Raw genomic sequence first — 22,710 nt, forward strand, 5'->3', positions numbered from 1 at the left:
TATCCATATTATACCATAACACTAAACGTGTATAACCGTCATTCGACATTCAAGCCAATAATAAAAAAGGCTGCAGAGAAATTCTTCCGCAGCCTAATCATTATTTTTGTAAAAACGACTGTAAATCTGCAAACTGTCTCTTTGCATCTTCATAGCCTTGCTCATATAAATTTTGTAGTTTTGCTGTATCTTTTTCCATACGATCTACTTGAAGCGGCACTTCTGGGCGAATAACAAATAAATTCCCAGCTTGTTCTTCTTTTTCAATGTAGTGCAGTGTTTCATTATATACTTCATAACGATTCAACATCGTCTTCACAAGATTCGGATATTTTTTATATGCTTTCGCTGCTATCCATCCAAACTTTGACTTTTTCTTTGCGTAACCATGATTTCTCGTTAAAATTACGACTGATTTTTTAAATCCATCTTCCTGTGCTTTACGAACTGGAATTGGATCTGAAATCCCGCCATCTAACAATTGCTTACCACGGTAATTTACTACTGGTGCAATGAAAGGCAATGAACTAGATGCTTGTAATAAATTTAGTGCATCATCATTCGTTCCTTCTTTTTCAAAGTAAACAGACTGTCCTGTTTCACAATCTGTTGTCCCTACAAGGAAACGCTCTGGACTATTAAAGTATGTTTCAAAGTCAAACGGAACATGCTTTTCTGGAATCTCATGAAAAATGAACTCCATATCGAATAACTGGCGTTTTCTCCATAAATTTTTAAACGATAAGTATTTTGGGTGTGATGCATAATCAATATTTACTGTTTTATTTCTATTTCTTTGTCTGGAAAGATACGACGCTGCATGACAAGCACCAGCTGATACACCGATTACATATGGAAAATATAAATCTTGTTCCATAAAGTATTCTAATATCCCGCCCGTATATACACCACGCATACCGCCGCCTTCTAATACTAACCCCGTATTTTCAAGCATGTTATTCTCTCCTCTTTATATATTGACTCTTTAATTATTCACCATGTTAAGTATCTGTTTCTATTATATATGAGTTCTTTTAGAAATTATATTCAAAAGACTCGAAATGAAGGAGTTTTTTCTTCCAATTATATTTCCAAATGATCGGAGACATCTTTTATAAATCTTTGAATAAAATCTTGCTCTTCTTTCGTATATCTATCTAAAAGTAACAGCCACTTTTCTTCAGCTTGTTTATGCAATGTATCATGAGCTTTATATATTTCATTTCCGCTTTCCGTTAAGCGGAAGAAAATTTCTTTTTGATTATCTAACATTTGCATCTTCTCAACGAATTGCTTTTGAAACAACTTTGTACAAATTTTAGAGATTGCACCCTTCGTCATTCCCATTTCCGTCGTAATAGCAGTTACATTCATCAAACCATTTTTCCCGATACACTCGATCACATGTAACTCAGATAAAGACATACCACTTATACCTGTCTCACGAAGAAATTTCTCATTTTTCCCTTTCAAGTGTTCTTCTTTTTTATGTAAAAGTGTACGAATGTCCGAAAGTATTTCCATTTGTTTCGTTGCATAATCCAATCCGTTCGCCCCCTAAGTTTCCAAAGAAACAATTTAACTATATACCATTTTAAAATCATTTTTTCATATTTACAAGTAAGAAAATCATGTTAAAATAAATTTAGTTTCCAAGGAAACTAAATGACAGGGAGGTTAACATAATGAAAAAACCCAAACTACATTTCATTTTATATGTCGTCTGTATGAGTGCCTTACTCGGTTCTTTCGCTCAAAATATTTACACGCCTATCTTGCCTATGATTCAAGGTTCTTTTCAAACTTCTCTTTATCTTGTAAATGTAACAGTTTCCCTTTTCACATTCGTTCTTGCGATTATGCAGCTCATATATGGACCTTTCATTGATACAAAAGGAAGAAAATCTGTCCTTATCCCTAGTTTAATCATTAGTACAATTGGCTCAATCGGATGTGCTTTTTCGGCGAATATTTACTTATTTCTATTCTTTAGAGCTGTTCAAGCTGTAGGAATAGCGGCTATACCTGTAGTCGCAGCAACGATTATCGGTGATTTGTTTGAAGGAAAAAAACGAGGAGAAGCAATGAGCCTTTATCAAATGTTACTTGCTCTTGCACCTGCGATTGGCCCCCTCATTGGTGGTTATCTCGGCAGTATAAACGGCCATGTATCCGTATTTCTCTTTTTATCTATACTTGGCATTCTCTTATTAACGATAAACATTTCACTACTTCCAGAAACAAAACCAACTGTAAGTAAGCAACCGCGATCAAAAAAGAATCCCTGGTTTATCTTAAAAAATAAAACTGGATTTTCTATTACTCTTATTGGCTTTATTCAATTTTGTATTTACTTTTGTTTCCTCGTTTTCTTACCGAGTATTTTAACGAGTTTATTTCACTTACCTGCAAGTGCAATTGGCCTTATGTTTGTACCGATGTCCCTTTCTATTATGTTAGGAAGTTATTGCTTCAAGCTTTTACAAAAGCACCTCACAACAAAACAAGCTTTATTCATTACTAGTTTCTTCAATATTATATGTGTCACTTTATTCTCTTTCACATATAGCATCAATATCCTATTCATTATTATCGTTACATCTTTGTACGGTTTTAGTATGGGACTTTCTATGCCAACACACACTACTTTATTAACAGAAGAATTCGTACAAGAACGCGCAACTGCTATCGGTATGTACAACTTTATGCGCTATCTCGGTATGGGAACAGGGCCACTTGTAGGTGGATTTTTTGTATTTAATCAAAATTACTTTTGGATTTTCTTCCTAGGTGCAATTATGTTTCTACTCATACTCTTATATGCGATAAAAATGCTACGCTTCCCTGCCACACAAAAGGCAAAATAGAGACCTGCAGATGGTCTCTATTTTAAACCCGTTGATCCGCAACGATATGAATATCAATATACTTCGTTTGCCTCATAATTTCATTTACAATTGAACCTTTTCGAATTTCTTCCCAACGTGTTCTCGCCGATTGTCCAAGTAAAATTTGCGTTACTTGTAGTCTTTTCGCGACTTCAATAATAACATCCGCTGGCTTTCTTCCTTTGGCCTCTTCTAAAACAAAACTCGCATCAAATTGATTCGTTAGCGACTTCCACTCTTCAATTGTTTGCTTTTTCCCTGCTGAAAGAGAATCTATCTTTTCCCTTTCAACGTTTAATACATACAATTCAGCGTTTAACCGATCCGCCATGCGCCATCCCCGTCTTATTAATTTTTCCGCTGTTGAACTGTATTGTACACAAACGAGAATTTTTTCTTTTACACCAATCGGTTCTATTACTGTTTGGCTAATTTTCTCGTCCATATCATCTGCAACTTCTCGAAGTGATAATTCCCTAAGCGCTCCTAAATTATTAAGTGTAAAGAAGTTTTGTAAGCTTTGCTGAATTTTTTCTTCTTTATATATCTTTCCGTCTATTAGTCTCTTCCTTAATACCTCAGGCGTTGCATCAACGAGCTGAATTTCATTTGCTTTTTGTAAAATAAAATCTGGAATTCGTTCTCTTACTTTTACATTCGTAATTTGAGCTACAATATCATGAACACTTTCTAAATGTTGAATATTAAACGCTGATAATACGGATATACCAGCCTCTAGTAATTCCTGTACATCCATATAACGTTTCTTATTTTTAGATCCAGGAATATTACTATGCGCGAGTTCATCCACGACAACAACTTGCGGTGCACGTTTTATAATTCCTTCCACGTCTAGTTCATAAAATACTTTCCCTTTATAATCTATTTCTTTTAAAGGAACTTGTTCTAAATCAGCAATTGCATCTTCTGTCTCTTTTCTCCCGTACGTTTCAATTAAACCAATTACAATATCCGTACCATCCTTTTTCATCTCTCTAGCATCATAGAGCATTTTATAACTTTTCCCTACCCCTGGAGCCGCTCCTACATACAGCTTTAACTTCCCGCGATTTTGCTGCCGGATATATTCTAAATATTCCTCTGGCGTTCGTCTTTGAAAAGTTGGTTTATAATCATCCGCATACAAAACACTCACAACCTTTCTTTTGAAACAACGCTACCTCAATCCGTTAGATTGAGGTAGTACTTTTACTATTTCAGTAATTTCTGTAATTCTAAATTTAATTTTAAGACGTTCACGCGGTTCTCTCCAAATAAACCAAGTGCCGCACCTTCCGTTTGATCCTTAATCAATTGATCTAGCGTTTCTTTCGGAATTTTCGTTAATTTTGAGATGCGATCCACCTGTACAGAGGCGGCCTGTGGGCTAATATCAGAATCTAATCCTGAACCTGAATTCGTCACTAAATCGATTGGTACTTCTGTCACTGGAACAGCCCGGTTTTGTTTCTTCCATTCCTCAATACTTTTCTCTACTCGTTTCTCTAAATCTGGATTAGACGGTGCATAGTTATTGGAACCAGATGCTTCTGCCTTATATTCAATACTAGAAACACGCCCATGAAAATAACGTGGGTCTGTAAAATTTTGACCAATTAATTTAGAACCAATCACTTCATTTTTATCATTATATATTAGACTTCCATCCGCATTATCCTTCATTACCGCTTGTGCAATACCAGTTACAATAAGCGGGTATACAAGGCCACACAACACTAAAAATGTAAAAGTAATCCGGATGATTGGTGATAGTATACTTTGTTTCTTCGCCATCTTTTTCCCCTCTTCCTTATATAAACAAGCCGACAATTATATCAATTACTTTAATTCCAATGAACGGTACAATCACTCCGCCAAGTCCATAAATAAGTAAGTTTCGGCCAAGTAGTGCATTCGAACTCATCGGTTTATATGCGATACCTTTCATCGCCAATGGAATAAGTAACGGAATAATAACTGCATTAAATATTAATGCTGATAAAATCGCTGACAGTGGTGATGTTAGTTTCATAATGTTCAATGCTTCCATTTGCGGAATCGCAAGTGTAAACATTGCTGGAATGATTGCAAAATATTTTGCGATATCATTCGCAATACTAAACGTCGTTAACGCACCACGCGTCATTAACAATTGCTTACCGATTCCTACAACCTCAATAATTTTTGTCGGGTTCGAATCTAAATCAATCATATTCGCTGCTTCTTTCGCAGCTGTCGTACCGCTATTCATTGCTAATCCAACGTCAGCTTGCGCTAGTGCCGGAGCATCATTTGTACCATCACCTGTCATCGCTACAAGTTTTCCTTTATCTTGCTCTGCTTTAATAACTGCAATTTTATCTTCTGGCTTACACTCAGCAACAAATTCATCTACTCCAGCTTCTTTTGCAATGGTTGCTGCTGTTAATGGATTATCACCCGTACACATAACCGTTTTAATCCCCATTTGACGCAATTGTTCAAAACGTTCACGCATACCAGGTTTTACTGTATCTTTTAAATAGATTAAACCGTAAATACGATTATCCACTGCAACTACAAGTGGTGTCCCGCCCTCTTTTGAAATGAGATCTGCTTTTTGATTTACATCTTTCGGAATCGTTCCGCCTTGTGACCTAACCCATTCAATCACGCTACCTACAGCACCTTTTCTCACTTTCGTTCCGTCTTGTAAATCGACACCACTCATTCTCGTTTCTGCTTTAAACGGAACAAACTCACCTTGTTCTGCAATTTCTCGATTATATGATATAGACTTCGTTTTTACATATTCGATAACTGATCGACCTTCTGGTGTTTCATCTAAAACAGAACTAATCGCAGCCCATCTTCCAACTTGCTCAATCGTTTCATTTCCTACAGGAATCAGTGTATGTGCCATCCGATTCCCGAAAGTAATCGTACCTGTTTTATCTAAAATAATCGTATTAATATCACCCGCAGCTTCTACTGCTTTACCTGACATCGCTAACACATTAAACTTTGTCACCCTGTCCATCCCAGCAATACCAATCGCTGATAATAATCCACCAATTGTCGTTGGAATTAAACAAACTAACAACGCAACAAGTACAGCTGTATCAATTTGAAATCCTAAATAGTTTGTAAAAATCGGTAACGTCACAACAACGATTAAGAAAATAAGAGTTAAGCTCGTTAATACCGTATTTAAAGCAATCTCATTTGGCGTTTTTTGACGAGCAGCGCCTTCTACTAACGAAATCATTTTATCAATAAATGATTCACCAGGATTACTCGTAATAACAATCGTAATCTCATCACTGACGACCATCGTACCACCTGTTACGGAACAAAAATCACCGCCCGCTTCTTTTATAACAGGAGCTGATTCTCCTGTAATCGCAGATTCATCAACAGACGCTAACCCTTTTATAACTTCCCCATCACTTGGAATCATTTCTCCTTGTTTTACAATAACAACGTCACCTTTTCTCAAATCAGTTGCTGAAACTTGAACAATCTCTCCATTGTCTTTTACAACATTTGCGAACACATCTTTCTTCGATTGTTTTAAAGAATCAGCTTGAGCTTTCCCCCGCCCTTCCGCTAACGCTTCTGCAAAGTTAGCAAATAAAACTGTAAATAAGAGAATGAGAGAAACTGTTATATTAAACCATCCTGGTACACTACTAGAATGACTTGGAAGAAATGATAAAATGAACGTAATGACAAACCCAATTTCTACAACGAACATAATCGGATTCTTTATCATAACTTTCGGATTCAATTTTGCAAAGGATTGTTTCATCGCATGTTTCACGATATCACGATCCATCGTTTTCGCTTGTCTAACCTCATCTTCTACCGCATGTATGTGTGACTCATTTACTGTTTTTTCTTTTACTACTACCGGTCTCATCATTTACCCTCCATTACTTCAATGTAAGAAATTCTGCAATTGGGCCGAGTACTAACATCGGGAAGAATGTTAATGCACCGACAATTACAATTGTTCCGATGAAAATGCCGCCAAATAAACTATTATCCGTGCGGAACGTTCCGACTGTTTCTGGCACAACCGTCTTTTCTTTCAAAGAAGCTGCAACAGCTAGCATCGTAATTAAACTGAAATAGCGCCCTAAAAACATAACTAAACCAGTTGTAATATTCCAAAACGGTGTATTATCCGCTAATCCTTCAAATCCAGATCCATTATTCGCAGCTGACGATGTGTATTCATATACTACTTGCGTTAAACCGTGGAAACCGGAATGAGAAATAGCATCTGTTCCTAAACTTGTTGAAAGAGCTAATGCTGAAAATCCTAAAATAAGCAGTGGATGAAATAGTATCGTTACCGCAATTAATTTCATTTCCTTACCTTCAATTTTCTTACCTAAAAACTCTGGTGTCCGTCCAACCATCAATCCAGATATAAAGACTGCGATAATCGCATACATAATAATGTTCACAAAGCCTGCTCCAACGCCGCCGTATACTGTATTTAACATCATATTTACGAGCGGTACTAACCCGCCAATTGGTGTTAACGTATCATGCATCGTGTTCACGGCTCCGGTTTCAGCTGCTGTCGTCACTGTTGCGTATAGGGAAGAAAATACCGTTCCAAATCGTACTTCTTTTCCTTCCATACTTCCTTGTACATGCTGTATACCCATTCCATTTAACGCTGGATTCCCATGTAATTCAGATGTCATAATCGTTATAAACCCTAGTAAAAACACTATGAATAGTGAAACGAAAAGAATACGTCCTTGCTTTTTATTGCCTACCATTCGTCCGTACGTAAACGGAAGTGCTGTTGGCAATAACATCATAAGCATCATTTGCAAAATATTACTCATTTGCCCTGGATTTTCGAAAGGATGTGTAGAGTTTGCTCCGAAAAATCCACCGCCGTTATTTCCGAGTTCCTTAATAGCTACGAATGATGCAACAGGCCCACGTAAAATACTTTGTTTTGCGCCATCAATCGTTTGTGCCGTAACGGCACCTTCTAACGTTTGTGGTACACCAAGTGCGACAAAGACTAGTGCTGCAATACATGCGATAGGAAGAAATACTCTGGTTAATGCTCTCGTAAAATCAACGAAAAAGTTACCAAGTTCTTTTCCAGCAAGCCCTCTTATAAATGCCATAACGAGTGCTAACGTCGTTGCCGGTGCTGCAAACATTAAAAATGTAATTCCAATTAATTGTGATAAATAAGATAAACCATTTTCACCGCTATAATGCTGTAAGTTTGTATCAGCCATAAAACTAATTGCTGTATTAAAAGCGAGCGTAGGCTCCATTCCTTCAATGTGTGCTGGATTTAATGGCAATACTCCTTGCAGTCTGAAAATGAAATATACGACAACAATCATAAATCCATTTAATAAAACTAATGATAGTGCGTACTGTTTCCACGTTTGATTGTATTCTTTTACACCCGTAATTTTAAAAATAAGTTTTTCAAAAGGCCCGAATACTTTATCTAGCTTTTTACTACCTTGAAAAGCTTTCTCTAAATAAATTCCCGTTGGCTTTGCCACAAGAATAAACAACAGCATTGTAATAACAACTGCGACCCAGATCATAATGAATGACTCCCCCTAATTAAAACTTTTCCGGATTTAATAATGCATACACTAAGTACAACGTAATTGCTGCAACAATAACCGATAAGGCAATCATCATGATTGCTTCCCTTCTTTCACAACTTTATCTGACCAACTTGCAAGACTTGCCATCGATGCGACTAACACAACGAAAATCCCGATCATTACAACATCTAACATAACTATCCCTCACTCCATTTGTAGAATTTTACCATCAAAATATTAAAAAAGAACACTGAGCTCTACTCAGTGTTCAAAAAATGAACAACAAAAAGTAAACCTCCTCTCTAAACGCTTACGAGGTTAGCTGTCGGATTCGGGCCTAAAGAGTAGCCCTACTTTCAAAACTGAAAGATTCACCCCAAGTGACGATGCACAAAATTGGTTCCCCCGCTCCATTTCTGGAACTCAGCGATTTTAGGTTTTTTTGGAAATTTTATGAATGATTTATGAGAGTAAATATACTCCTCTATATTTCACTTGTAAAGAGGCAAATTACTAAAAATAAGAATATATCTATCTGTTTAAACGCTTACATCAGGTATTATTAATACTCTTTCATCTCTTTTCTCGTCTTTTCTTTCTTTTTCACAGAAATGATCTTTTAAATACGAAATAAAAAGAGCGAATGATATGAAGTGCATAGCTTGCTGCACTTCGCATTCGCTCTTTTTTCACTCCCTATTTATTCTCCTCGTAAAAAAGCACGTAAATTTCTCCCGCGAATATAAACTTGTGACAATTCTGCATGTAGTTGCTCATATTCGATAACATCTGTTTTTAAATATAAAGCGTCTTTCGATGGCAATATGATATAGGGCCTTGGAAAAATAGGATCGAGCACCACCAATTCTTGAACTCGCTCTACCGATACCGCCCAACGATTCGCTATATCTCCTAGTAACAACACCTTCATCTTCTTTTCCCCCACCCTATTCAAAAAATAAAAAAGAAATATTATCACAATTCGTAAACACAACAAGTGTAGCTCCAATTGTTTCATAGAGCCTCGCTGGATATCGTTTATTTCTTGTAACAACAGTAATAGGTGCTTGAAAAGAAAAGCGAATATGTTCTGTAAAGAAGCTAACGATTGGAAGCTCATCACCTAGTAAAATTACCTTCTTAATACACTCACAAATACTAGTAAAATCCTGCTCCCGACTACAACTATACGTCCAATCAAATCCACAATTCCTAACTTCAGCCGCTATCTCTTCATTTGCTGTAAAAATAATTAACTCATGTTGAAATGCTACTAAATCTATTAGACTATTTACCTTACTTTCTTCTCCAACACAAATAAGTGTTAATTCCATGTACCTCATCCTCCTTAGCATAAAAGAAATCAAACATAGATTGATATTCCCCTATACTAATCAGATCGATGAAGCGATGTATCCATCATGGCACCGTCCTCTCTCAAGACGCTTACGAAGTTAGCTGTCGGATTCGGACTTTGAGAGTAGCCCTACTTTCAAAATTGAAAGATTCACCCCTAGTGACACTGCACAAATTGGTTCCTCCGCTCCATATAATTGGACTCAGCGTATTACAAAAAATATATTCTGGCTGATATATTACTCCTGTATTTTGAAAAAGTAAACAGAAAAAAAGCCAGTTAGCAAACTGGCTTCTCATGTCTTTATACACGTGTATTATTCATCTTATACGCAAAATGATTCGTCGGTCCATGACCACTTCCAATATTCAATGGCTCTTCAATTGCTATACTAATAAATCGTTTTGCTTCTTGAACTGCCTCTTCAATGGAGTATCCTTTCGCAAGTCCTGCAGTAACCGCTGAAGCAAATGTGCACCCACTTCCGTGCGTTTGCTTTGAAGGAATTCGTTCACTTCTAAATTCGATAAATTGCTCACCATCAAAGAGTAAATCAACTACTTCATTACCTTGATATTCTGCATGTCCACCCTTCATAAGCACGTATTTCGTACCTAATTCATGCAGTACTTTCGCAGCTTCCTTACTATCTTCAACATTATGAATCTCCATCCCAGTTAACACTTCTGCTTCAGGAACATTCGGTGTTACAACGGTTGCTACTGGTAATAAATATTCTTTTAATGCTTGTACTGCTTCTTGTTGTAATAATGATGCACCGCCCTTAGCAATCATAACAGGATCTAGTACAATATTATTCCAGCCAAATTTATTAATATGTTCTGCTACAATTTGAATAATTTCGCTGTTAAATAACATTCCTAGTTTCACAGCATCTGGTGTTAAATCCGTACCGATTGAATTCAACTGTTCCGTAATACCTTCTAACGAAACTGGATATACCCCTTGAACGCCAAGCGTGTTTTGAGCAGTAATTGCTGTAATAGCTGTCATCCCGTACACACCAAGCTCTTGGAATGTTTTTAAATCTGCTTGAATGCCGGCACCGCCGCCACTATCAGATCCTGCAATTGTTAAAGCTTTATTTACTTTCATCCCACTCATCCTTTTCTATCCAAAATAGCGATGATAAATTGTTTTTGCTTCGCTTATATCTTTCGTTCCATGTACAAGTACACGACCATCTTTAAAAGCAACTAATCTCTTTTCTTCCACAGAAAATGATAATAAATATGGATTTATATTTAAATCATGCACACGATCATTCAGCAGCTCTTTATATCGTTCAAAATCTATTTCCTCTTTATGAGGTGGTCTAATTTGAACTGTATTTCTCCCGCATAACACTGCTGTTTTCGATGTATTATCTTTATTTAAATACGGATACAATGCATTCTCTCCGCACGAAGGACAATTATGCTTACGAAGCTTTTGCACATTCATACATGAATATTCATTCTTCCATACATCAAACGACACAAGTCCATCTCGAAGCGATTCGTAATCTTCTACTAACAGTTTAAGAGCTTCCGTTACTTGATGAGAAACGACGAGAGATACAGCAGGCGATATAATCCCCGCTGTATCACATGTCGCCCCGCCAAGCGGAATCGATTGTAATAAACAAGATAAACATGGCGTTTTACTAGGAAGAATTGTGTAAGAAAGGCCGTAACTCCCTACACATGCTCCGTAAATCCATGGAATAGAATGTTTTTGCGCTATATCATTTACAATGAAACGCGTTTCGAAATTATCAGTTGCATCAATAATTACATTAACGTTTGTAACGAGTTCTTCTAATTCCTCAGCCGTTACGTCTTGAACGAGAGCTTCTACTCTTACTTCACGATTAATCTCTTCTAGACGTTTCTTTGCCGCTACAGCCTTCGGAAGATTATTTTCCACATCACTCTCTGCGTACAATTGCTGCCTTTGTAAATTACTCCAATCGACATAATCCCGGTCAACAATCGTTACTGTGCCTACACCAGCTCTTACAAACATCTCTGCATTTGCACTACCTAATGCACCTGCACCGATAATAAGTACATGTTTTTCTCTTATTTTTCGTTGTCCTTCTTCTCCAATTGGAGAAAATAGTTCTTGGCGAGAATATCGATTATTCAACTACACTCATTCCTTCTAAAGGACTACTTGCTGTTGCACAACGTTTACGTGCAATACGACCTGCCTCAAATCCTAAACGTCCTGCTTCAATACCTAATTTCATTGCCTGCGCCATTTTAATAGGATCTTTTGCTCCTGACACAGCAGTATTTAATAACACACCATCCGCTCCTAATTCCATCGCAAATGCTGCATCAGCTGGGCTACCGATACCAGCATCAACGATAACTGGTACTGTCGCTTGTTCAATAATGAAGCTTAAATTTAACGGATTTACAATACCAAGCCCTGAACCGATTGGGGATGCTCCTGGCATAATTGCATGCACGCCTAGTTCTTGTAATTTACGTGCTAATACAACATCATCAGATGTATACGGAAGTACGATAAACCCTTCTTCTAGTAACATTTCAGATGCCTTTAACGTTTCTACTGGATCAGGTAATAACGTTCTATCATCACCAATAACTTCTACTTTAATCATGTCGCAAAGCCCTGAAGCTTTTGCTAATTTTGCAATACGAACAGCTTCTTCAGCATTTTTTGCTCCGGCTGTATTCGGTAATAACTTATATTTTTTCACATCAAGTTTCTCTAATAAATTAGGCTGCTTTGCATCGAATATATCCATACGGCGTACTGCGAACGTTAAAACCTCAGCCTCAGATACATCAATTGCCTTTTGCTGTACATCAAAATCAGGGAATTTTCCTGTTCCTAATAAAAGTCTAGAATGAAATGAAAATGGTCCAATGTTTAACATAATCAACCGCCTCCTACGAAAGTTACAATCTCAATTTGGTCTCCATCAAAAACAGATGTATCTGTATGATCATCTTTTTGTAAAATATCTTTATTACGCTCTACTACAACAATTCTGTTTTCCAACTCTAAATGTGTAAGTAGCTCAGCTACTGTTTTCACACTCTCTGGCACTTCAATTTGATTACCATTAATTTTTAAATTCAAACTTCCATCCCCTTTCTAAACTGTTTTAGAAAGCAATAAATCTAGCAAGTGATTCTCCTGCTTTCCTTCTATTAAATCCGCCATATACTGACCAGAAACAGGGCTTAATAAAATACCGTTTCGATAATGGCCTGTACAAGCATATAAACCTTTTATTTCTTCATGCTCTCCCATATAAGGAGCTTCATGATGCGATTGTGGCCTTAATCCTGCCCATGCACTTTCCCATTCCGCTTCTTTTAAAGCTGGCAATATTGTATACGCACGCTCTAATATAGAAGTAATACTTTCTGGTTGCACCGTTTTATGAAACGTATGGGGCTTCATCGTTGCTCCAATTACGTAACGTCCGCCGCGCTTTGGTGCAATGTAAAATCTTTCTTGGAAAATAGGCGCCTTTAAAAGTGGTTTTCTACTTCTTACCGCTACTACTTCTCCTTTAACTGGATATGTACCCCATTCGCGGTGAAAATAACTTAGTAACTTCGTACTCCATGAGCCACCCGCGATAACCACTTTCTCGCAAATGATAATACCTTCGCTTGTCACAATTCCAGTCACTTTATTATTTTCAATACGAATATCAAACACTTCTGTCTGTTCATATATATCAGCGCCCGAAAATGATGCGGAATGTGCGAATGCTTTTGTAAGCTCTGGTGCAATAACGTGACCATCTTTTGGATAATATATAGCCCCTATAATTGACTCAGATAGATACGGCTCTTTCTCTCGTAAACGATCTCCTGTTAAAAAGTAAGATTCTTCACCTGTTTTCTGCTGCCAATCCATAATGTGAAGAATTCTTTCCTTCTCATCTTCATTTTGAGCAATGCGATAAATGCCTTTCTCTTCATACCCAATATCGATTCCTGTTTTTTCACGTAAAACTTCTGCAAGTTGTGGAAATATAGCACGGCTTTCTCTAGCAAGTTCAAATAGCGGATCATATTCATCCCATTCTGCCTGAACCCCAAGTAAACCAGCAGCTGCTTTCGAGGCTTCAGATGCAATTCTTTGCTTCTCTACAATCGCTGCTTTATATCCTCTTTCTGCTAGAAAATGTGCAACTGAACTACCAATTACACCACCGCCAATTATCGCTACATCATACTTCTTACACATGTTTTTCCGCCCACTTTCTTATTGATTCCTTATAAGATTTCGCTTTGCTATACGGGTTACTACTACTTATAATCCCAGACATAACAGCAATACCACTGACGCCGTTAGTTAGAACATCTCCAGTGTTTTCCGGAGTGATTCCTCCAATTGCTATAATCGGTATGGATAAACACTTTGCAATGTCTGAAATTTCTTCAAGCCCTCTCGCTGGCACACCTTTTTTACACTCTGTCGGAAATACATGACCATAGACAAGTGAATCCGCCCCATTCTTAAATGCATCGATCGCCTCTTCTAAAGAATGCACAGAATAACCGACATGCAAATAAGAAAACTTTTCTTTCACTGACCTTACATCTGCGCTTCGATATCCTAGCTGCACGCGCGGAATGTTTAATAAAATAGCAATATCAATTCGGTCATTTATCACTATTTTCGATGCTGGAAAGCCTTTCCTCAAAAGACTTTCCACACCTTCATACAATTCCTTCGTACTTTTCTCACGCTCACGAATATGCAAATAATCAATTTCACTTTCAATTTGCATCGCTACATTCACTAACTCTTCGAATGACATGTGACCATTTGAGATTACATGAAGCTCATTTTTCATATTCATTCGCCTACTTTAAAATGTTTTCGAATAAATCATCGGCCGGAACGATTTCTTTCGTCATTCCTTTATCTTTCAGCCATTTATTTTGTTTCTCCCATGATTCTTTTGAATCTGATAAAAATGGCTCATCTTTCGTTTCCATCTTCTCTAATAAAATTTTCATACTTTCTTTTTCAACTTCTGGTACAAGCGGGAAGTTTTCTTTTTCTTGATGATTTAATAAAATATTTAATGCTTCATCTGGATTTTTCTTCATGAAATCATAGCCTTTTTTCGTACCACGTAAGAAGGCTTGCAACGCTTCTTTATCTTTCTTCAACGTTTTATCACCTGTTACAAATACAAGCTCATGATAATTCGGTACACCGTAATCTGCTGGATTAAAGTATGCTGGCTCATGGCCTTCATGACGCATAACAGGTACTTCATGGTTAATGTATGCTCCAGTTACCGCATCCACTTTTTTCGTAATTAATGCTGGTACTAAATCAAAGCCAATATCGACTACTTTCACTGTATCTGGATTACCACCAGCTTCTTTTACCATCGTTTTTAAATACATCTCACTTAAAGGTGTTCCAGAATATCCAACTGTTTTCTCCTCTAAATCTTTTGGCGATTGAATGCCTGCTGATTTCAGTGATACGACATGGTTTAATGGTGAACGTACGACAGCCCCAATTGATTTCACTGGAATTTGTTCATTTGCTTTTGCCATGACAACATCTGGCTGATAATATAAGCCAACCGTTACTTTTCCTGCAGCAGCTAACGTTAATGGGTCAGTCGGATTAGAAGGGAATTTAATATTCACCTTTACTCCTTCTTCTTTAAAGTAGCCTTTTTCAATTGCTGCATAAATAAAGCTGTGTACCGCATTTGGGTACCAATCAAGCATGACCGTTATTTCTTTTTCTTTTTCTTTTTTACTCTTATCTGATGCTGAATTACTAGAACATCCAGCAATCATTGCAACTAATAATGTAAATACAAAGATGCGTTTTAATAATTTCATGAATGCTTCCTCCAACTAATGAATTTCTTTTCTAATATCGAAATAAGTATGACGAAGAAAATAGCTAATAATGATAACAATACAATGGGTGCAAATACACCTGCTCCGTCTAACTGCGTCATCATTCTTTTACTGAAATATCCTAGCCCAGCTTGTGCACCGAGCCATTCGCCAATTGCTGCCCCAATTACACTAAGCGGAACTGCGATTTTTAAAGCTGAGAAAAAATAAGGAAGAGCAGACGGCAATTTTAATTTAAGAAAAACATCTTTTTTCGTTGCCCCGTATGTAACTAAAAGCTCTTCCCATTCTTTTTTCGTACTGCGTAGTCCATCATACGTATTGACCGCAATCGGGAAAAACGTAATTAAAACCGTAACAACGACTTTACTCCAAATCGTATATCCAAACCATAAAACGAAGAGCGGAGCAAGCGCTGTAATAGGAATCGTTTGTGAAGCCACTAATAATGGATAAAATGCTCTCTCCATCCAATTACTCGCGTTCATTAACATCGCTAGCCCTACCCCAAGTACGATAGAAATTGCCACACCTATTAAAACGACATATAATGTTGCCGGCAAATGAACCGTAAATAATATATCTTTTAGTTTCCATATCTTCATTACAATCGCAGACGGTGACGGTAAAATGTACATTTCATCTAAAATTCTTGCGCCTACTTCCCAAATGACAAGTAAAATACTAGAAAGTGTAAGGGCAGGTAATAGTTCCTTCAACCGTTTCATCATACGAGTACCTGCCTTTGTAACATACTAAGAAGCTCATCTTTAAGCGCTAACACTTCAGGCTTATATAAATCTTTTCTTGTTCGATTACAATCAAGCGGTACAATCCTCTCGGTTAAAGTAGTTATCGGTCGCTGCTCAACTACTAAAATTCGATTAGAAAGAAACAATGCTTCTTCCACATCATGAGTGATAAACAAAATTGTTTTTTCCCACTCTTTCCATTGTTCAAACAACCATTCTTGCAAAGATGCCTTCGTTAAAGCATCCAACGAGCTAAACGGTTCATCTAACAGCAATATCTCCCCGCCTGTTAATAAAGTTCGAATAAAGGATACACGTTGTCTCATACCACCAGATAAATCTTTCGGATATTTTGTCTCGTACCCTTGTAAGCCAAATTTATGTAGCAGTTCCTTCGCTTTTATTTGTGCTTCTTTCTTCTGTACACCTTGGCACTCTAACGGCAGGGCAGCATTCTCAATAATCGTTCTCCACGGCAGGAGCATATCTTTTTGGGGCATATACCCTACAGGATGGCTCTTTGTTTCTGTCAGCTCTATCTGTCCCGTACTTGCTTCTTCTAAACCTGTAATAAGGCGAAATAAAGTACTTTTCCCGCATCCACTCGGTCCGATAATACTTACAAACTCTTTATCTTGTATAGAAGCATTTAATTCCTTGATGATTGGTTTCTCATCATAATGAAAAGAAACATTATGAAACTGTAGTATGTTCTTGCTCCTCAAATCCCCACATCTCCTTACGGTAGGACATATCCCAGAATAAATATTCAAATCGACTGGAATATAGGAAAATCTCCTCTAATCGATCTAGCTCTTTTTCAGACTTTCCAACTGCCATTTCATTTAATAAATCGATTAACCAAACACAAAGGTTGCCATATTCTTCAGAACTATAGCCTTGAATCCACTCACCAAAAAACTCATGATCTCTTGCTCCAGGAATATCATTTAAACGCTTTCCAATTTCCCAGTAGCTCCACATACATGGCAGAAGTGCTGCTATTAATTCCGCAAGTGTGCCATTTTGAGATACAGACATCATGTAATTTGTATAAGCTAAATTTTTAGCAGATGGTTTTGCAGACTCTATCTCCTCTATAGAAATCCCAAGTCTTTTTGCATATTGTTTATGAATTGTCATTTCTCCATTTAATATCCCATCAATTTGTTCAGCAAATTTCCCCATTACTTGTGGATTCGTTGCCTTTACAACACCGATGGCATATAGCTTTGCATAATCTAACAAATATAAATAATCTTGAATAATGTAATACTGAAACTTATCTTTTTCTAACGTGCCATCCCCCATACCTACAACAAATGGATGATTATGACTCATCTCCCAAACTGGTTGTACAGTTTCTAATAATCTATCGCAAAATTTCATTTCCCTATCCCCTTCCGGTATATGTATATAAATAAAAAACCACTTCTAAATAAGAAGTGGTTACAACAAATAAAATTATAATTTATTCGTTGTTCCACTTCCCTTCGCTAGTATTACCTAGATCAGGTGTGATAAGGGTTAAGGATTATTCCTCTCTCAGCACAACAAGCACCCCTAGTGGTTTAAATATGAAATTTTTAAACAAAAAAGCCCCGTTTCTATACGCAAAGAAACGGGGACTTATTATTAGTGTCCGAAGTGCTTCCCTACGCTAGCATAATCTAGATCAGGTAATAAAAAGGATCAAAGACTTAAGGTCTTACTCTCAGCTGGCAACACCAGCTCTCCTAGCAAACTATAAAATTATCACTGTCAGTATAACACCGTAATAAGACATCATCAACTGTTTTAATTTTCTCAATTGTCAACAAAATAACGAAGCCATATAATACTTATATTCTATCTTAGAAATTATTATCCTAATGAATTGGATAAAAAGGAATCATTATCCTCAAAAAATTTATTTTTATATTGATTTCATATTACATTTATGTGAATAAACCCACTATATTATATCTTTATACTATAATAAAATTACAACTATACAACTAGAGGAGGTCTCTATTATATGAATATGAAAGCTACTGCTTTAACAGCAACTACTGTCGCAATTGCTTCTTTACTTCCTTCTATGGGAGAAACAAATGTACAAACAGCCAACGCTGAACAATTATCTAATGGGAAAACTGGATATGTAAAAGTTGATCAAGTAGCCTTACATACAAAAGATAACGCAAATAGCTCATCAATTGATACAATTCGCTTTAATACGAAAGTGAACATACTTGGAACAACTAATGGTTGGTATAAAGTATCTGTTAATAATAAAGTAGGTTACGTACAAAAAGATTCTATTCTACTAAAAAACAAACTTCAATCTAATAATCAATATATCGTTAATGCCAATGCATTAAACGTTCGTTCTGAACCTAATTTAGAATCTTCAATTTTAGATGTATTACCAAATGGGAAATTCGTTACCATTGAAGAAGAACAAGGCGAGTGGTATAAAATTTTACATAATGGCAAAACAGGTTATGTACAAAAAGCATTCGTTTCTAATGGTTCACAGGCTTTAGTGAAAGGCATCACAGTTCAAAATAATACGAAATACACAGTTGCAACACCTAAACTTAATGTACGTAGCAACGCTAGTACAAGTAGTGCACTACTTGGTTCATTACAAAATGGTACACAATTACAAGTAGTGGAAACTGTAGGAACTTGGTATAAAATTCGTTTTGGCACAGGATACGGATATGTCGCAAAACATTATGTGGTGCAAAACCAAACGCAATCACAAGCTCAAACAGCTCAACCTACTTCCATTCCAGCAGTTTTCAAATTCCCTACACAAGGAAAAATTAGCTCAACCTTTGATATGCGCTGGGAACAAATGCATTATGGTATAGATATCGCAGCTCCAGGTAATGTCTCTATCCAAGCGGCGGCGGCAGGTAAAGTTGTGAAATCATATTATTCAGCTAGCTATGGCAATGTTGTGTTCATCGCCCATCAAATAAATGGGAAATTATATACAACAGTCTATGCTCACATGAAAGATCGCACTGTACAAGCTGGTGATCAAGTACAAGCTGGACAATTAGTAGGTCATATGGGAAACACAGGTCATTCATACGGGCAACATCTTCATTTTGAATTACACAATGGAGAATGGAATTTTGAAAAAACAAATGCAGTAAACCCACTGCCATATTTAGTTAGGTAAATTGTATGCCACGCAATATCAATATACCTCTCTTAATTGAATACTTAGCCTTTTTAGGTTTAATCTGTTGTTTAATCATTTACAATACAAATACTGTATTTTTATCTATTATCATTGCTTTTGTTGCTTTAGAAATTATGATGGAATCTTTTCAAGTTCAACTAAAACAAAAAATTGCCCATATTTATAATGCCATCTTTCTATTAAGTGCCCTAATAGCAAATATTATTAGTAATGGTTTTTATTTATCTACCGTATTTCCTGTATTTTTTATGGCTGTTTTATTATTCATAGCTAGATACATTCATGTTCCTAATAACAAAAAACACGAACAAGACGCTTAGAAAGAGGAGACACTGTGTATCAATCTTTCAAAGATAATCCGCTAAAATATATATTGAATTTATACAAAAAAACAAATACCTTTTTTGGTATACAAGGAAGCTATACGGCACAATTTCTCCTTTATGGAATGTTATTTCTCGTCTTAATTACATTCTCCTTGCTTTACTAATTAAAAAGGATCTCACAATTGAGATCCTTTTTAATTTATATAGAAAATGCTCTTTATCCGCAAGCATATTTTTCATAAATAAAGCTAAGATTATATTTTTTCTCTAAGCTCATTCTTTGTTCATCATCACACCAATAGAACAGAATATCATGAATCGTTGCATAACGCTTATTTTTAAGAAACAGTTTAAAGAATGATGGTAAACAATCATGTAATTGTATAAATATATAATTGCGTAATATTTCTTCTTTATATTCAATGCCCTTACAAATATACAATAATTCTTCACAATAATACGCATGTTGCGGAACTTGAATCATTTCGAAAAATGGCACATACGATAATAGCTTTCCGATGAAATGATCATATCGATCCATTATTCCTATCGTCATGTGCTCCATCATATCTTTCATTACATATAAATAATCGTCAACATGAGTAGTCTTGAGTGGATCTAATCGATCTGAAATTTGAGAAAGAACAGCTCTTTGACAAGCTAACACCGCTTGACTAGGTCCATAGTACGATAGGAAGTCTGTACACTTACGATATTTTCGTAATAAGTCATGTGTATATAAGTCATATACAAAAGTATTACAATACATTGCTAGACTCATCATATCACTATTTAATTGCTCTTTTGATAAGAATTTAGCTCTCTTACACATATAAAAGAATGTAAATTCTAGTACTTCTTTATGGGATAATAGATGTTTACAGTCCGTTATACATTTCTCATTAAATTTAACTCTATCCCAAATTTCTACATCCTCATCAGTTAATTCACCAATACGATATTTAATAATTAAATAGTTTAAAGCAACCGCTTGTGTCAAAAAATCCCACGTTTCATATTCCAATGAAGTGTGAACAAACTCAGCTAGACCTTGATTTACCATAAAAGTATTCGCTTCTTCATACCAGCCAATCTCTTGGCATAAACGAAGAATACGTACTAAAGTTGGAATTTCATCTTTATGAAACTGTGGTAAATTTTTTGCTTTATCCATTCCATATACGATAAATGCCGCTAAATTTTCTTCTTTATAAAATTCTTTTTCTTTCCACACTAATATAGTTCTTTCTTTCCCTTCACCTTTTGGATGACAAGGTACAAGTAAAGAAAATAATTCAGCGAAATTATTTGGTTCTATATATGTATCTGTAACCAAATTCCAATTTGGATCGCGCTGTATAGCCCTCATATAATTCCCCTTCCCTTTTGTCTACATAGGAAATATTAATCCATTATTACATCATTAATAATAAATATTGTTATATTCGAAATCCCTCATAATACTTATATCTATCAGTATATCATTTTTTCTCTTATTTAAAATTAGGAATGACAAATTTAAATAAACTGTCGAAATTGCTAACTGTATACTTATTATATAATGGCTCAGATACATCATGCTAACATATTAGCTTAACCCTATATACTAGAATAATGTATCTGATTTTTATACGTAACGTATTCCACTAATTAAAGTCTCACTTCATTCCGTATGCTCTGATATTTCACTTAAAGCAAATCCCGCTTGATCATCTGCCGATTCTTTTATAGCTAAATCTCCTAGTGCTAACATCCCAACGAGTTGACCACTCTCAACTACTGGCAATCGTCTAATTTGATACTGTGCCATTAACTCTGTAGCCTTTTCAATAGGATCATCTGGAGAAACTGAAACAATGTTTGTTGTCATTACATTTGTAATTTTATTAGATCCAGGATGTTTTTCAGCAATTCCTCGAACAACTAAATCTCGATCCGTAACAAGACCAACAACTTGCTCATTTTCAACAACCGGAATCAATCCAATCGATTCTTCTTTCATCTTTACAGCGGCTTCATATACATTGTCTAACGGTGTACACTGTACAATATGAGTGCTCATCAAGTCTCTCACTCGTGTCATTTGTATCTCCTCCTTTTTATACATACCATAGCTTTTCCTAAATCCCTTTATTTATTTCAGGAAAATCAGTTGATAAAGGAGAATGAACGCACAATAAAAAAAGAGTCAGCATATTGCTGACTCTTTTTTTTATGACCCGTACGGGATTCGAACCCGTGTTACCGCCGTGAAAGGGCGGTGTCTTAACCACTTGACCAACGGGCCATGGCTCCGCAGGTAGGACTCGAACCTACGACCGATCGGTTAACAGCCGATAGCTCTACCACTGAGCTACTGCGGAATAATATATATGGTGGGCCTAAATGGACTCGAACCATCGACCTCACGCTTATCAGGCGTGCGCTCTAACCAGCTGAGCTATAGGCCCATATACTTTACAGGGGCAGTAGGAATCGAACCCACACTGGAGGTTTTGGAGACCTCAGTTCTACCTTTAAACTATGCCCCTAAAGGATGCCGACTAGAGGACTTGAACCCCCAACCTACTGATTACAAGTCAGTTGCTCTACCAATTGAGCTAAGTCGGCATAAAAAAATGGTGGCTCGGGACGGAATCGAACCGCCGACACGAGGATTTTCAGTCCTCTGCTCTACCGACTGAGCTACCGAGCCAACAT

Annotated in this window: 25 protein-coding genes, 6 tRNA genes and 4 riboswitches; of the genes, 3 read left to right on the forward strand and 28 right to left on the reverse strand. The window is 36.5% G+C overall.

Annotated features, from left to right (window positions below; translation table 11 throughout):
- Positions 1-100: 100 nt before the first annotated feature.
- On the reverse strand, positions 101-955 hold the full coding sequence (locus tag ACZ76X_RS10475) for a patatin-like phospholipase family protein (protein ID WP_479850416.1): 855 nt from the start codon (positions 953-955) through the stop codon (positions 101-103).
- A 128-nt stretch (positions 956-1,083) separates the two neighbouring features.
- Complete coding sequence (locus ACZ76X_RS10480; protein ID WP_479850417.1) at positions 1,084-1,545, reverse strand: MarR family transcriptional regulator; 462 nt, start codon at positions 1,543-1,545, stop codon at positions 1,084-1,086.
- Between the two features lie 140 nt (positions 1,546-1,685).
- On the opposite strand from ACZ76X_RS10480, the gene ACZ76X_RS10485 reads away from it, so the two are divergent.
- A complete protein-coding gene (locus tag ACZ76X_RS10485) occupies positions 1,686-2,867 on the forward strand; it encodes an MFS transporter (protein ID WP_479850418.1) in 1,182 nt (393 codons plus the stop codon).
- A 22-nt stretch (positions 2,868-2,889) separates the two neighbouring features.
- Here ACZ76X_RS10485 and kdpDN read toward each other — a convergent pair whose 3' ends face one another.
- The 18 genes from kdpDN to tenA all read right to left on the reverse strand — a co-directional run bounded on the left by kdpDN (position 2,890) and on the right by tenA (position 17,871).
- Positions 2,890-4,044: a KdpD-like non-kinase potassium sensor gene (gene kdpDN / locus ACZ76X_RS10490; RefSeq protein WP_479850419.1), complete on the reverse strand. Its 1,155-nt coding sequence runs from the start codon at positions 4,042-4,044 to the stop codon at positions 2,890-2,892.
- 56 nt (positions 4,045-4,100) lie between these two features.
- Positions 4,101-4,682, reverse strand: a complete 582-nt coding sequence (kdpC, locus tag ACZ76X_RS10495; RefSeq protein ID WP_479850420.1) for a K(+)-transporting ATPase subunit C — start codon at positions 4,680-4,682, stop codon at positions 4,101-4,103.
- A gap of 16 nt (positions 4,683-4,698) precedes the next feature.
- Positions 4,699-6,789, reverse strand: coding sequence for a potassium-transporting ATPase subunit KdpB (gene kdpB / locus ACZ76X_RS10500; RefSeq protein ID WP_479850421.1), 2,091 nt, complete (start codon positions 6,787-6,789; stop codon positions 4,699-4,701).
- 13 nt (positions 6,790-6,802) lie between these two features.
- A complete protein-coding gene (gene kdpA, locus ACZ76X_RS10505; RefSeq protein WP_479850422.1) occupies positions 6,803-8,470 on the reverse strand; it encodes a potassium-transporting ATPase subunit KdpA in 1,668 nt (555 codons plus the stop codon).
- Positions 8,471-8,489: 19 nt separating this feature from the next.
- Positions 8,490-8,570 carry a K(+)-transporting ATPase subunit F gene (kdpF, locus tag ACZ76X_RS10510; RefSeq protein WP_000972377.1) on the reverse strand — a complete coding sequence of 27 codons (81 nt, stop codon included), beginning with the start codon at positions 8,568-8,570 and terminating at the stop codon, positions 8,490-8,492.
- Positions 8,567-8,671, reverse strand: coding sequence for a SipW-dependent-type signal peptide-containing protein (locus tag ACZ76X_RS10515; RefSeq protein WP_000887889.1), 105 nt, complete (start codon positions 8,669-8,671; stop codon positions 8,567-8,569). The genes kdpF and ACZ76X_RS10515 overlap by 4 nt, the downstream gene beginning before the upstream one ends.
- A gap of 98 nt (positions 8,672-8,769) precedes the next feature.
- Positions 8,770-8,915, reverse strand: a riboswitch (cyclic di-AMP (ydaO/yuaA leader).
- Positions 8,916-9,176: 261 nt separating this feature from the next.
- A complete protein-coding gene (locus ACZ76X_RS10520; RefSeq protein ID WP_000866315.1) occupies positions 9,177-9,407 on the reverse strand; it encodes a hypothetical protein in 231 nt (76 codons plus the stop codon).
- A 16-nt stretch (positions 9,408-9,423) separates the two neighbouring features.
- Complete coding sequence (locus tag ACZ76X_RS10525) at positions 9,424-9,810, reverse strand: hypothetical protein (RefSeq protein ID WP_479850423.1); 387 nt, start codon at positions 9,808-9,810, stop codon at positions 9,424-9,426.
- A 93-nt stretch (positions 9,811-9,903) separates the two neighbouring features.
- Positions 9,904-10,051, reverse strand: a riboswitch (cyclic di-AMP (ydaO/yuaA leader).
- 85 nt (positions 10,052-10,136) lie between these two features.
- Positions 10,137-10,958, reverse strand: coding sequence for a bifunctional hydroxymethylpyrimidine kinase/phosphomethylpyrimidine kinase (gene thiD / locus ACZ76X_RS10530; RefSeq protein ID WP_479850424.1), 822 nt, complete (start codon positions 10,956-10,958; stop codon positions 10,137-10,139).
- A 6-nt stretch (positions 10,959-10,964) separates the two neighbouring features.
- Positions 10,965-11,984: a thiazole biosynthesis adenylyltransferase ThiF gene (gene thiF / locus ACZ76X_RS10535; RefSeq protein ID WP_479850425.1), complete on the reverse strand. Its 1,020-nt coding sequence runs from the start codon at positions 11,982-11,984 to the stop codon at positions 10,965-10,967.
- Complete coding sequence (thiG, locus tag ACZ76X_RS10540; RefSeq protein ID WP_144612949.1) at positions 11,977-12,747, reverse strand: thiazole synthase; 771 nt, start codon at positions 12,745-12,747, stop codon at positions 11,977-11,979. The genes thiF and thiG overlap by 8 nt, the downstream gene beginning before the upstream one ends.
- A gap of 2 nt (positions 12,748-12,749) precedes the next feature.
- A complete protein-coding gene (gene thiS, locus ACZ76X_RS10545) occupies positions 12,750-12,953 on the reverse strand; it encodes a sulfur carrier protein ThiS (RefSeq protein WP_001049508.1) in 204 nt (67 codons plus the stop codon).
- A gap of 15 nt (positions 12,954-12,968) precedes the next feature.
- Positions 12,969-14,078 carry a glycine oxidase ThiO gene (thiO, locus tag ACZ76X_RS10550; protein WP_479850426.1) on the reverse strand — a complete coding sequence of 370 codons (1,110 nt, stop codon included), beginning with the start codon at positions 14,076-14,078 and terminating at the stop codon, positions 12,969-12,971.
- Positions 14,071-14,691, reverse strand: a complete 621-nt coding sequence (tenI, locus tag ACZ76X_RS10555; RefSeq protein WP_479850427.1) for a thiazole tautomerase TenI — start codon at positions 14,689-14,691, stop codon at positions 14,071-14,073. The genes thiO and tenI overlap by 8 nt, the downstream gene beginning before the upstream one ends.
- Positions 14,692-14,701: 10 nt before the next feature.
- Entirely contained in the window at positions 14,702-15,709 is a 1,008-nt protein-coding gene (locus ACZ76X_RS10560; protein WP_479850428.1) for an ABC transporter substrate-binding protein, read from the reverse strand.
- Positions 15,706-16,458 (reverse strand): ABC transporter permease, encoded by a 753-nt coding sequence (locus ACZ76X_RS10565; RefSeq protein WP_479850445.1) that lies wholly within the window; start codon positions 16,456-16,458, stop codon positions 15,706-15,708. The genes ACZ76X_RS10560 and ACZ76X_RS10565 overlap by 4 nt, the downstream gene beginning before the upstream one ends.
- Positions 16,458-17,207: an ABC transporter ATP-binding protein gene (locus tag ACZ76X_RS10570; protein WP_479850429.1), complete on the reverse strand. Its 750-nt coding sequence runs from the start codon at positions 17,205-17,207 to the stop codon at positions 16,458-16,460. The genes ACZ76X_RS10565 and ACZ76X_RS10570 overlap by 1 nt, the downstream gene beginning before the upstream one ends.
- Positions 17,176-17,871 (reverse strand): thiaminase II, encoded by a 696-nt coding sequence (gene tenA / locus ACZ76X_RS10575; RefSeq protein WP_000666831.1) that lies wholly within the window; start codon positions 17,869-17,871, stop codon positions 17,176-17,178. The genes ACZ76X_RS10570 and tenA overlap by 32 nt, the downstream gene beginning before the upstream one ends.
- Positions 17,872-17,953: 82 nt before the next feature.
- Positions 17,954-18,057, reverse strand: a riboswitch (TPP riboswitch).
- 60 nt (positions 18,058-18,117) lie between these two features.
- Positions 18,118-18,230: riboswitch (TPP riboswitch) on the reverse strand.
- 269 nt (positions 18,231-18,499) lie between these two features.
- Between tenA and ACZ76X_RS10580 the strand changes: the two genes are divergently transcribed.
- Positions 18,500-19,660 carry an SH3 domain-containing protein gene (locus tag ACZ76X_RS10580; RefSeq protein ID WP_098667913.1) on the forward strand — a complete coding sequence of 387 codons (1,161 nt, stop codon included), beginning with the start codon at positions 18,500-18,502 and terminating at the stop codon, positions 19,658-19,660.
- Between the two features lie 5 nt (positions 19,661-19,665).
- On the forward strand, positions 19,666-20,004 hold the full coding sequence (locus ACZ76X_RS10585; RefSeq protein ID WP_479850430.1) for a hypothetical protein: 339 nt from the start codon (positions 19,666-19,668) through the stop codon (positions 20,002-20,004).
- Positions 20,005-20,227: 223 nt separating this feature from the next.
- Here ACZ76X_RS10585 and ACZ76X_RS10590 read toward each other — a convergent pair whose 3' ends face one another.
- The 8 genes from ACZ76X_RS10590 to ACZ76X_RS10625 all read right to left on the reverse strand — a co-directional run bounded on the left by ACZ76X_RS10590 (position 20,228) and on the right by ACZ76X_RS10625 (position 22,705).
- Positions 20,228-21,379, reverse strand: coding sequence for a DUF3965 domain-containing protein (locus ACZ76X_RS10590; protein WP_479850431.1), 1,152 nt, complete (start codon positions 21,377-21,379; stop codon positions 20,228-20,230).
- A gap of 294 nt (positions 21,380-21,673) precedes the next feature.
- Positions 21,674-22,093 carry a CBS domain-containing protein gene (locus ACZ76X_RS10595; protein WP_000199016.1) on the reverse strand — a complete coding sequence of 140 codons (420 nt, stop codon included), beginning with the start codon at positions 22,091-22,093 and terminating at the stop codon, positions 21,674-21,676.
- 132 nt (positions 22,094-22,225) lie between these two features.
- Positions 22,226-22,297 (reverse strand) — tRNA-Glu (locus ACZ76X_RS10600).
- A gap of 1 nt (position 22,298) precedes the next feature.
- Positions 22,299-22,373, reverse strand: a tRNA-Asn gene (locus tag ACZ76X_RS10605).
- A 10-nt stretch (positions 22,374-22,383) separates the two neighbouring features.
- Positions 22,384-22,460 (reverse strand) — tRNA-Ile (locus tag ACZ76X_RS10610).
- Positions 22,461-22,470: 10 nt separating this feature from the next.
- A tRNA-Trp gene (locus tag ACZ76X_RS10615) sits at positions 22,471-22,541 on the reverse strand.
- 6 nt (positions 22,542-22,547) lie between these two features.
- Positions 22,548-22,620, reverse strand: a tRNA-Thr gene (locus ACZ76X_RS10620).
- 9 nt (positions 22,621-22,629) lie between these two features.
- Positions 22,630-22,705, reverse strand: a tRNA-Phe gene (locus ACZ76X_RS10625).
- Between the last annotated feature and the right edge of the window lie 5 nt (positions 22,706-22,710).

The sequence above is a fragment of the Bacillus sp. BC05(2025) genome, from assembly GCF_056725905.1.

Coding starts and splice junctions, on each gene's coding strand:
- ACZ76X_RS10475 (WP_479850416.1), bottom strand. CDS start 955: ATGCTTGAAAATACGGGGTTAGTATTAGAAGGCGGCGGTATGCGTGGT.
- ACZ76X_RS10485 (WP_479850418.1), top strand. CDS start 1,686: ATGAAAAAACCCAAACTACATTTCATTTTATATGTCGTCTGTATGAGT.
- kdpC (WP_479850420.1), bottom strand. CDS start 4,682: ATGGCGAAGAAACAAAGTATACTATCACCAATCATCCGGATTACTTTT.
- kdpB (WP_479850421.1), bottom strand. CDS start 6,789: ATGAGACCGGTAGTAGTAAAAGAAAAAACAGTAAATGAGTCACACATA.
- kdpA (WP_479850422.1), bottom strand. CDS start 8,470: ATGATCTGGGTCGCAGTTGTTATTACAATGCTGTTGTTTATTCTTGTG.
- kdpF (WP_000972377.1), bottom strand. CDS start 8,570: ATGATGATTGCCTTATCGGTTATTGTTGCAGCAATTACGTTGTACTTA.
- ACZ76X_RS10515 (WP_000887889.1), bottom strand. CDS start 8,671: ATGTTAGATGTTGTAATGATCGGGATTTTCGTTGTGTTAGTCGCATCG.
- ACZ76X_RS10520 (WP_000866315.1), bottom strand. CDS start 9,407: ATGAAGGTGTTGTTACTAGGAGATATAGCGAATCGTTGGGCGGTATCG.
- ACZ76X_RS10525 (WP_479850423.1), bottom strand. CDS start 9,810: ATGGAATTAACACTTATTTGTGTTGGAGAAGAAAGTAAGGTAAATAGT.
- thiD (WP_479850424.1), bottom strand. CDS start 10,958: ATGAGTGGGATGAAAGTAAATAAAGCTTTAACAATTGCAGGATCTGAT.
- thiG (WP_144612949.1), bottom strand. CDS start 12,747: ATGTTAAACATTGGACCATTTTCATTTCATTCTAGACTTTTATTAGGA.
- thiO (WP_479850426.1), bottom strand. CDS start 14,078: ATGTGTAAGAAGTATGATGTAGCGATAATTGGCGGTGGTGTAATTGGT.
- tenI (WP_479850427.1), bottom strand. CDS start 14,691: ATGAAAAATGAGCTTCATGTAATCTCAAATGGTCACATGTCATTCGAA.
- ACZ76X_RS10560 (WP_479850428.1), bottom strand. CDS start 15,709: ATGAAATTATTAAAACGCATCTTTGTATTTACATTATTAGTTGCAATG.
- ACZ76X_RS10565 (WP_479850445.1), bottom strand. CDS start 16,458: ATGAAACGGTTGAAGGAACTATTACCTGCCCTTACACTTTCTAGTATT.
- tenA (WP_000666831.1), bottom strand. CDS start 17,871: ATGAAATTTTGCGATAGATTATTAGAAACTGTACAACCAGTTTGGGAG.
- ACZ76X_RS10580 (WP_098667913.1), top strand. CDS start 18,500: ATGAATATGAAAGCTACTGCTTTAACAGCAACTACTGTCGCAATTGCT.
- ACZ76X_RS10585 (WP_479850430.1), top strand. CDS start 19,666: ATGCCACGCAATATCAATATACCTCTCTTAATTGAATACTTAGCCTTT.
- ACZ76X_RS10590 (WP_479850431.1), bottom strand. CDS start 21,379: ATGAGGGCTATACAGCGCGATCCAAATTGGAATTTGGTTACAGATACA.
- ACZ76X_RS10595 (WP_000199016.1), bottom strand. CDS start 22,093: ATGACACGAGTGAGAGACTTGATGAGCACTCATATTGTACAGTGTACA.